Origin of the sequence: Streptomyces sp. NPDC057002, assembly GCF_042673825.1 — a bacterium.
Lineage (GTDB): Bacteria > Actinomycetota > Actinomycetes > Streptomycetales > Streptomycetaceae > Streptomyces.
The window spans coordinates 478,320-486,654 of sequence record NZ_JBHURZ010000008.1; the positions used below are offsets into that span (position 1 = coordinate 478,320).

Annotated in this window: 4 protein-coding genes and 1 pseudogene; 4 read left to right on the plus strand and 1 reads right to left on the minus strand. The window is 69.8% G+C overall.

Annotated elements, in window-relative coordinates; translation table 11 throughout:
* The first annotated feature begins 513 nt into the window (after positions 1-513).
* Together ACFT32_RS35335 and ACFT32_RS35340 are read left to right on the plus strand one after the other, a co-directional pair.
* Entirely contained in the window at positions 514-3,339 is a 2,826-nt protein-coding gene (locus ACFT32_RS35335; RefSeq protein ID WP_382497392.1) for a CDP-glycerol glycerophosphotransferase family protein, read from the plus strand.
* Positions 3,336-4,502, plus strand: a complete 1,167-nt coding sequence (locus tag ACFT32_RS35340; protein ID WP_382497394.1) for a glycosyltransferase — start codon at positions 3,336-3,338, stop codon at positions 4,500-4,502. The genes ACFT32_RS35335 and ACFT32_RS35340 overlap by 4 nt, the downstream gene beginning before the upstream one ends.
* Before the next feature lie 4 nt (positions 4,503-4,506).
* On the opposite strand, the gene ACFT32_RS35345 is transcribed toward ACFT32_RS35340, so the two are convergent.
* Positions 4,507-5,793: a hypothetical protein gene (locus ACFT32_RS35345; protein WP_382497396.1), complete on the minus strand. Its 1,287-nt coding sequence runs from the start codon at positions 5,791-5,793 to the stop codon at positions 4,507-4,509.
* Between the two features lie 384 nt (positions 5,794-6,177).
* Between ACFT32_RS35345 and ACFT32_RS35350 the strand changes: the two are divergent.
* Positions 6,178-7,285: pseudogene (locus tag ACFT32_RS35350) on the plus strand (transposase); the annotation flags it as partial.
* 345 nt (positions 7,286-7,630) lie between these two features.
* The gene (locus ACFT32_RS35355) at positions 7,631-8,212 is read left to right on the plus strand and encodes a hypothetical protein (RefSeq protein WP_382497398.1); all 582 of its coding nucleotides are present in this window, start codon (positions 7,631-7,633) and stop codon (positions 8,210-8,212) included.
* Positions 8,213-8,335 lie beyond the last annotated feature (123 nt).

Sequence of the window (8,335 nt, forward strand, 5' to 3'; positions counted from 1 at the left end):
CCGACGTCGGCCGCATGCTCCGGCCGCCACGCCCCGATCCGTACGATCTGGAGCCGCTCGGTCAACGAACCGGCGTCGCCCCCATCCCTATCGAGCAGTACCGGCATGCCGGGATTATCTACAGCTGTCAAGCGTTCGAGCAGGTAAACCGCCTACGGCGGTATCAGGTACATGAGGCACGTGTCCTCGGGGTACCAGAGGCTCTCGTCGTCCTCGGTCTCCGGGTCGGATTCCGACTCGGTCATCTCGTCAGTCTCTTCGCACAGTTAGCGCGTCATCGTGAGCCCTTGAAGGTCTCCATATGCCTAACTCCTTCACGGGAGCGGTCCAGCAGTTGCGTGTTCATGTGACCATGCGGTGCTCCGGTCGGATTCCCAGGCTGGTCCGAACGGGGGTAAGGGGTCCTGAGCGGCCTATCGGTGACTGGCCCCGGCTGGTGAGCACCCGGCCTTGGGGTGAGCCTGGGGGCGTAGGTCAGGCCATGAAGGCTGCCGTGTGAGGAGTCCGACGCGTATGCCAGTCACAGAGGTCGACGAGGCCGTGCGGCCGGCCCGCCCCGCTCCCGCTGTGAGCGTGGTCGTCATCGTTTACAACGACGCCGGGCGGCTGCCGCGTGCGGTGCGCTCGGTGCTCGACCAGTCCCTGCGCGACCTTGAGGTGCTCGTCGTCGACGACTGCTCCACCGACGCCACGCAGACGGTGGCCCGAGGTCTGGCGGCTGGCGACTCCCGGGTGCGCTACCTGCGTCTGGACCGCAACAGCGGGGGGTGCAGCGCTCCGCGCAACGCGGGTGTGGCCGCCGCCCGGGGCGCCTACCTGATGTTCCTCGACAGTGACGACGAACTTCCCAGGCACGCCTGCAAGTCGCTGCTGCTCACCGCCGAACGTCAACAGGTCGACTTCGCCACTGGAGCGGTGACACGCGTGCTCGAGGAGAGCAACCATCGACGGCTGTGGTATCCGGACCTCTTCGAGACGGCGCGCCTCATCAACGGCGTGCGCGAGGAGCCGCGGTACTTCCACGACCACCTCGCCACGAACAAGCTGTACCGGGCCGGGTTCATCGCCGAAAACGCGCTGTGCTTCCCCGAAGGCATCCACTTCGAGGACCAGCTGTTCACGGCCAAGGCGTTCACCCTCGCACGGAGTTTCGCCGTCGTGCCATGGCCCGTCTACACCTGGCGGCTAGCGGCCGACCGCGAGCATCTGTCGATCTCCTCCAGCCGCCACAAGCTGCAGAACGTGCGCGACCGCATCGCGGTGTCCAGGATGATCGACGCCTTCCTGCGGGACAGCGGAAACGCCGATCTGCGCCGGGCCAAGGACGAGAAGTTCCTTCGCCACGACCTTCGCCTCTACCTGGGTGACCTGCCCTTCCGGGGGCGGGAGTGGACGCGGTGGTTCGCCGGGATTGTGACGCCGTACCTCGGTGAACTCACCCCCGTCGCGGTGCACGCTCTTCCCCGAGGGCAGCGCGTCTGCCTGCACCTGCTCACCCAGGGGCGCGTCGAGGAGGCCATCGAGTCGGCGCGTGCCCTCGGCAGCGAACGGATCGCACCCCGTCACGTCGTCAGGGAAGCCGGCCGAATGTACTGGGGCCCGTCGAAGCCGGGTGCGGACAGCCTGGATGAACTCGACATCACCGACTGGCGGATGGACGAGCAGCCCTTCGAGTCGGCTCCCGTCCGGCACGAGGTGGCGGAGGTGATGGCCGCCGGCCGCGTGCTGCGCCTGTCGCTGCGCACCTACGACCCGGCCCGCCTCCTCACCGGCCCCGAGCCCGTCACCGCGGCACTGTGGCTCTCCGCCGGTGCAGCTCCGCTGAAGGTACCGTTCCGCTATACCGCCGACCCCGTCGAGCCCGACGTGCACACGGCGCACGTGGAGGTCGATCCCCGGCGCGTCCCACTGTCGGCTAAGGGCTTCAAGGGCCGCAGGCATCCCGTCGTCGTCCTGGACCGGCTCGGCACCCGACGCACGGACCCCGTACTCGCAGACCCCGGCCTGCCCGCGCTGGTCACCCACCTCTCGCACGGTCCCCTGGCCGGGCACGATCTGCGGGTGGTGTGCGAGGGCAGGCGAGCGGGCCGGCTCGAGTTCACCTGGGTGCGCACCGGAGCGCTGGCTCACGCCGAACGGCTGACGCCGCGGGTGCAGCCGCTGCGCCGCAAGGCCCGCAAAGTGCACCGCAAACTCACCGGCAACGGGGCCAAGCGGCTGGCCTACCGGGAGCTGAGCAGGCTGCCTGTGGACCGCGGGCTGATCGTCTTCGAAGCCCTGGAGGGCCGCGGCTACACCGACAGTCCGCGCTACATCTACGAGGAAATCGTCCGCCGCGGGCTGCCGCTCACGCCCGTGTGGTCCCATACCGGGGACACCTCGTCCTTCCCCAAGGGTGTGCGGCTGGTTCGGCGTGGCAGTTGGAAGTACGTCAGCACCCTGGCGCGAGCGGCGTACTGGGTGGACACGCACGGCTTCCCCTCCAGCTACGGCAAACGGCCCGAGACGCGCTATCTGCAGACCTGGCACGGACAGGCGCTCAAACACATGGGGTTCGACGTGCCGGCGCTGCGGTTCGCGACTCCCGAGCGGCACCAGCAGCACCGCGACATGGTGGCCCGCTGGGACGCGCTCGTTTCACCGAGCGCGGAGTTCGAGAGCACCGTGGTGCGGGCGAACGAGTTCACCGGCCGGCTGCTGACGTGCGGGCTGCCGCGCAACGACGTGCTCGTGCGCTGGAACGAGCCCGCACAGCGCGCCCGCGCCGCCACAGCCCGCACCCGGCTGATGGTTCCACCCGGACGCCGTGTGCTGCTGTACGCGCCGACGTTCCGCGACGGCCCCGGCGAGGCGGGCCGGTCCGTCCGGGTGGATCTGGCGGAGCTGGTCGAACGTCTCGGCGCCGCCTGGACGGTGGTCGTGCGCCCGCACTATTACGAACGGTTCACGGTGCCACCGGAGTTGGGGCACGCGGTACGCGACGGGCGCTCCTTCTGCGACATCAACGACCTGCTGCTGGCCTCGGACGCGCTGGTCACCGACTACTCGTCGGTGATGTTCGACTACGCGAACCTCGGGAGACCGATCCTGCTGTTCACCGACGACCACGAGGAGTACGGCGGCAGCCTGCGCGGCATGTACTACCACCTTCCGGACATCGCTCCGGGCCCACTGCTCACCACCACCGGGGAACTGGCCGAAGCGCTGCAGGACCTCGACGGCGTGCAAGGGGAGTGGGCCGCGCGGTACGCCCGTTTCCAGCAACGGTTCAACCCGTACGCCACCGGCCAGGCCACCAAGGCCGTCGTGGACGCGTTCTTCGAAGGTGACGCCCGATGATCCCCGACCGTGCCCCAGCCGGCCGCGGCCGGGGTGTCTTCCTCGTCGGCACCGATGTCGACTCGCTGGGCGGCTCGCAACGCGTACTGCACACTCTGGCCCAGGGCCTGGCCGAACGGGGCCACCGCGTCGACCTGATCGGCATTCGCCCCAGCCCTCAGCCGCACCCCTACCAGGAGTCCCCCGCGTACCGGCACACCACCCTCTACGACCGCCCGCCCAGGCCCGGCACTCCGGTCCGGCGCTTCCGCGATGTGTTGCACCCCCGGCGTTTGTACGGCAGGCACGTCCAACACGCCGAACGGGACCGGGCGCGGGCCCGCGTCGAGGAGCGTTTCCGCGCGGTGGAGGACGGTTACCTGATCATCGGCTCGCCGTGGGCGGCGGACTGGCTCACGTCGGTGAGGTGGCCGCATTTGAAAGGTATCGGCCAGTATCACGAGTCCTTCCCGCAGGCACAGGCCTCGGCGAACCTGCGGCTGATCCTGCGGCACTACCCGCAACTGGAGAAGTCGGTCTTCCTCAGCGAGGACGACGCCGCCCGGTTCCAGAGTTATCGGCTGCCCAACGCGTGCGTCATCCCCAACCCCCTGCCGTTCTCCCTGGATGAGCCCGCGGCGCTGGACACCCGCCGTATTGGGGCCGTCGGCCGGCTGGAGGCCGTCAAGCGCCTGGACCGGCTGATCGACGCCTTCGCCGCCGCCTGCGCCGACCTGCCAGACTGGGAACTGCACCTCTTTGGTGACGGACCCCAGGAGGCGGAGTTGCGCCGGCACGCCCAGCAGGCGGGCGTCGGCGAGCGTGTCTGTTTCCGGGGGAGCGTCGAGGACATGGCCTCGGCCTACCGGGAGCTGTCGGTCGTGGCCCTGACCAGCGACCGGGAGGGGCGCCCCATGGCGCTCGCCGAGGCGGCCGGCTTCGGGGTGCCGTGCGTCGGTTTCGACATCTCCGCCGGCGTGCGGGAGCTCGTCGACCACGAGCGCACCGGCCTGCTGGTGCGGCCCGGGGACACCGCGGCGTTCGCCGACGCGCTGCGGCGCCTGGTGTCGGACGACGCGCTGCGCGGACGCTTGGGCGCCGCCGCACGCGGGCACGTCGCCTCGCTGAGTCTGCCCACCGTGCTCGACCGCTGGGAGGAGCTGTTCACCGAGATCGACCGGTGAACCGTCAGGCCCGCCCGGCCCGCCGGTCGGCCCACAGCAGCATGAGGCCGAGGGTCCCGGCCAGCGCTGGCCAGTAGACGTAGCGGTAGTCGGTGGTGGGCACGATGGGCAGGTAGCCAACGATGTACAGCGCCGCGCTGATGCCGAGCACCCGCACGGGTGTGGCGAACACGCCGGTCCCGGGTCGCAGCGCCAGCACGACGGCGACGGCCAGCCAGAACCACCCGGCGAACAGCGGCGGCACGAGCCGGTACACGGTGGTGACGTAGTACTGCAGCTTGGCCTCCAGCCGCGGATGCGCCACCTCCATGCCCAGGTCGTTGCCGAGGATGCCGTCCTGGTACTGATAGGTGGTGTGGAACAGCAGGTTGGAGAACAGGTCCAGCCGGTACGCGAGATAGCCGGGCACATGCTCGACCATCTGGCGCCTCCACAGCGCGTTGAGCTCCTCCGAATCCGTGGCCAGTCCGTCGGGCGCGCGCTCATAGCACCGCCAGTACGCGTCCGAGACGGCGTTGATGCGCTCGCACTCCCCCGCGGCGGCAACGAGCCGGTCGCGCAGCTCCGATGAGACGTCGGCGGCCCGCAGTTCGTCCGCGCTCAGGACGTGCACCAGGTCGTCGAGCGCGATCTGTGACACCTGGCTAGTCTCGACGGGCCGGGCGAAGAGGGAGATGGCGAGGATGGGGACGACGAGCGCCACAACGAAGGCCGCCGAAGCCTGAACCCACACACGCCGGCCCGTGCCACGGCGGACCGCAAGGACGAGCATCACGAACAGCGGAACGGCGGCAAAAACAGCGTTCTTGCGCACCAACACGGCGTAGACGAGGCACACCAGGCCGATGGCGAACAGGACGCGTCGCAACGTGACCTGCTCCGGCCGCAGCCTCCGCGCGGTGACGGCCACGGCGGTGACGGCGAGCAGCGCGGCCGCCATGTGCACGTCCTTCCATACCACGCCGACGAACGTCAGGACGTGGGGGGCCAGTCCGATCGCGAGGACCGCCAGCGAGGACAGCCGGTCGGCGGTGTACTGCCATACGCACCACGCGATGAGCCACAACGACGCCCAGACGACGACGGACTGGAGCACCGCCATGGCGGCGGCGGTGCCGCTCACGGCGATCAGCGCACGCCACACCAGACTCAGCACCGGCGGATGCCAGTCGGCCAGCGGCCTTTCACCCAGCGCCTGACTGAGCTGGGAGACGCTGTCCGGGCTGAGGAATCCGGGATAGAAGACGATTGCGGTGGCCGCGCAGCAGACGGCGGCGATCGCCCCCAGCACCCACGCCCAGTGTCGCGCACACCAAATACGACAGCTTTGCACCATATGCCCGGATGCTAGCAGCGCCTTGCGCGGCCTCACGCAGTCGCACGCCGACGGCGGGCGCGGATCAGGGCGGGACGAAGACCAGCCGCCGGTAGGTCAGAAAGCGGAACAGCGTGGCCATCGACCATCCCAGGCCCCGGGCCAGGTTGTCGCCGAGCGCGGACTCCACGCCGAGCAGGTGCCGCGAGAGGAAGACCGGGGCGGCGGTGACCAGGACCCCTTCCCCCGCCCCCGGCAGACCGAAGCCGTCCCACCCGTTCGGCGCATCAACGCGCGGGTACCCGCGACAACCAGGCCCAGGAGACTCATGAAGATCTTGGGTTCTGGCCCTGCCGGGGTCTGATCCCGGCCGGGAGTGTGTTCGCGTTCCTGGCCGAGCACCGCGGCGAGCTGTTCCCGGCGGCGATGTTCGCGGACATGTATCCATCGGCGAACGGACGGCCGAGCATGCCGCCGCAGATCCTGGCCGCCGTGATCACCTTGCAGGCCCTGCACGGGCTGTCGGACTTCGAGACGGTCCAGGAACTGCGGTGCAACCTGCGGTGGCAGCCGCATGCGGGCTGGGGCCTTCACGACATGGCCTTCGACCCGTCGCTGCTGGCCTACTTCCGCCGCCGACTGGCCCGTTCCGCCCGCCCGAACCCTATTTTCGACGCCGTGCGCGAGGGGTGTGAAGGCCACCGGCGTCCTCAAGGGCAAGCACCGCAGGGCGCTGGACTCCACCGTGCTGGACGACGGGGTCGCCACCCAGGACACCGTCACCCAGATCATCGCCGCCGTCCGCGCGGTGGTCCGCGAGGTCCCCGGCGCCGACGCGCAGTGCACCACGCACGACTACACCGACCCAGGCAAGCCCCACATCGCCTGGAACGACGAGCAGGCTCGCGCCGAACTGGTCGACGCGCTGGTCACGGACGCGCTGCGGCTGCTGGGCCACCTGCCCGAACAGCCACTCGGTGAGAAAGCCGCGAACGCGGTCGGCATCCTGGCCCTGGTCGCCGGCCAGGACGTCGAACCCGCCGAGGACTCCGACGGCCGCGACGGACGCTGGCGCATCACCCGGGGCACCGCCCCGGGCCGCACCGTGTCCACCGTCGATCCCGAAGCACGGCACGTCCACAAGACCCGCAGCCACCAGCAGGACGGCTTCGAGGCCCACCTGGCCATCGAGCCCGAGACCGGCTTATACACCGCCGGCGCCGGAGCCGAACACCACGAGGCCGCCGTCGGCCTGGACCTGCTCGCCGACGAGAACAAGCCGCTGGACGTCTTCGGTGACACCGCCTACTCCACCGGCGAGGCCCGCCAGACCCTCCACGATGCCGGGCACCGGCTGTTCCTCAAACCCGCCCCGCTGCGGCCCGCCGTCCCCGGCGGCTTCACCCTCGACGACTTCGCCATCGACACCCAAGCCGCCGTCGTGACCTGCCCGGCAAGCAGTGGGAGGCGGTGGCCGACGACGTCCTGCGCGGGCTGAGCCTGGACGATGGGTGGAGCCCATTCGTTCAGCTTTGATGTTGCCTTCGGCGAGGGGGTTGTTTGCGTTCTTGACGTGAACTCACTGCGCAGGCGGCCGAGGGGCGATCGTGTCGGATTTGGGCGAGACGGTCACGGCTGGTTCTCCTGGACGCCTGCAAGCTCCACGCACGCCAGCTCGCGAACGCGGCCCAGGACGAGAAGCTCCTCGCCACGGTCGAGGCCGGCCAGGTCTACGCGATGGACAAGGCCGTCTACACCCTCTTCGACACCTGGCCGAAGAAGGACCAGAGGGACTACGCCAAGCCCTTCGAGAGTGCTCCTGGTCTTCGACAAGGTGGACGGAACCTACAAGATGGTGCTGTCCCTGTGGGCCGCCGCGGCGGAGATCCCCAAGCCGGCCCTCGACAAGGACGGCCTCGCCGAGGCTGTCGCCCCCGGCACCAAGATCGGCGGGCTGGCCCCCACCGACATACGCGCCGCCTACGCGGACTACCTCGAAACCGGCGGCAAGAAGAAGGGCAAGGCCCTGACCTCCACAAAGCCCATCGAGAACGCCAAGAAGACCTACCAGCGGAGCAGCACCGAGGGCGCGGTCAAGGGCATGGCCACCGAGAAGTTCTTCGCCAAGCCCCCCGCCGACCAGAGCGTCTACGCCCTGCGGACAGCCGACGGCGGCGTCCTCGCCCTCCTCCCGCTCGCCCACAAGCAGGAATCCCTGCTGAAGGAGTCCTACCGCTCCAGTGCGGCGCTCGTCCCCAATGACGAGCAGTCCGCCCTGGGCGCCACCAGGGGCGCCTTGATCACCGACACCTTCGAGGGCCAGGGCCTGGCCGAGCTGACGCCGAAGGCAGCCCGCCTCACCAACGTCGACTTCCAGCACGTAGACGCGCGCTAGCGGGGGTGCCACCACCCGCACCCGCCGGCTCACGGAAGGGGCCGTGTCGGGGGGTGTCCGCCCGCAGCGGTTGTCGCGTCAACGGACAGCCAGTCGGCGTGGCACCCCATCGCGACGTTCCGA